At 69.6% G+C, this 1,096-nt stretch carries 1 protein-coding gene and 1 pseudogene; one reads left to right on the top strand and one right to left on the bottom strand.

Translation table 11 applies throughout. The annotated features are described in order from the left end of the window. The first annotated feature begins 115 nt into the window (after positions 1-115). A complete protein-coding gene (locus G6016_RS13690; protein WP_182633187.1) occupies positions 116-724 on the top strand; it encodes a DUF2771 family protein in 609 nt (202 codons plus the stop codon). Positions 725-862: 138 nt separating this feature from the next. Here the strand turns inward: G6016_RS13690 and G6016_RS13695 are convergent. Then, positions 863-1,096, bottom strand: a pseudogene (locus tag G6016_RS13695) (cold-shock protein); the annotation flags it as partial.

Below are 1,096 nucleotides of genomic sequence, written 5' to 3' on the forward strand. Positions count from 1 at the left end.
ACGCGCCCGGCGCCCCCACCCGCCGCGGTCCCGCCGCCCCCTTCCGCGCCCGCCGCAACGCCGCACGGCGTCACCCCCATTCCGACGACGACGACGTCGTCGGCAGAATGGAACCGTGACCTCCAGCAGCGCCTCCGATTCATCTGCTCCGCGCATCCGCCCGATTACGTGGGCAATCTTGGCGTGGATGCTCATCATGTTCGCCGCGATCTTCGGCGCATGGCAGGGCTCGGAATCGAAGTACGGGAAGCTGCCCGAGATCACCGTCGCCACCGACCGGGGTTCGGTCTCCGCCCTGCCGTATCTCGCGGCCGATCTGGACGACAACACCTACACCAACCCCGCGCCGGAGTTCGTGATCCAGAACGAGTGCCTGTTGACCGTGCGACTGGGCACCGAGCTGACCAACTCGCAGCTGTCGGTGATCGAGCTCCGCGAGGACGGCGAGCGCGAATACATGGTCTCCGCCAACACCGCGGGCGAGCTGCTGATCCCGGTTGAGACCGCCGACGAGGGCCCCATCGGCGGCCTGGTGATCAAGGCAGTGCCGAGGATTTACGACGCCAACGGCGAAGCGAATGCCCTCACCGGCGAGTGGTCCGTGGGCTTTGACTACGCCAACGCCGCCGAGCGCCGCGACTGCCTGGCCACCTCGACCGCCGCCGAGTCCGACTCGGCCAAGGAGCTCGCGGAGATCGGCATCCCGAACCCGCACGAGAACTAACGCGCGCACTGCCCGGAGGTTATGCGAGAGGTTATGCGGGATTCAGGTCGCCCAGACGCCGCATAAGGTCCGCTCGGTCGACCGCGAAGGTGCATAACCTGCGTGGCCAGGCGGCCGGCCGACGAGAAGCGGCTGCGCTTACGGCTCCAGTTCGCGGGCGACCGCGCGGAGCACCGAGGCGACCCGGCCGGACACCTTCGCGTCAGGCCGGTGGCCACGACGCAGCTCGGGCTGCACCGCGGACTCGAGCACCTTGATCATGTCCTCGACCATGCCGTGGAGCTCGTCGGCCGAGCGGCGGGGTCCGGTCCGCGGGGTGCGCTCCTCGGCACCGCCGGCGGCGGCGGGCTCGTCGTGCACCACGACGCGCAG

Source organism: Dietzia aerolata, from assembly GCF_014144865.1.
In the GTDB taxonomy this organism is placed as follows: domain Bacteria; phylum Actinomycetota; class Actinomycetes; order Mycobacteriales; family Mycobacteriaceae; genus Dietzia; species Dietzia aerolata.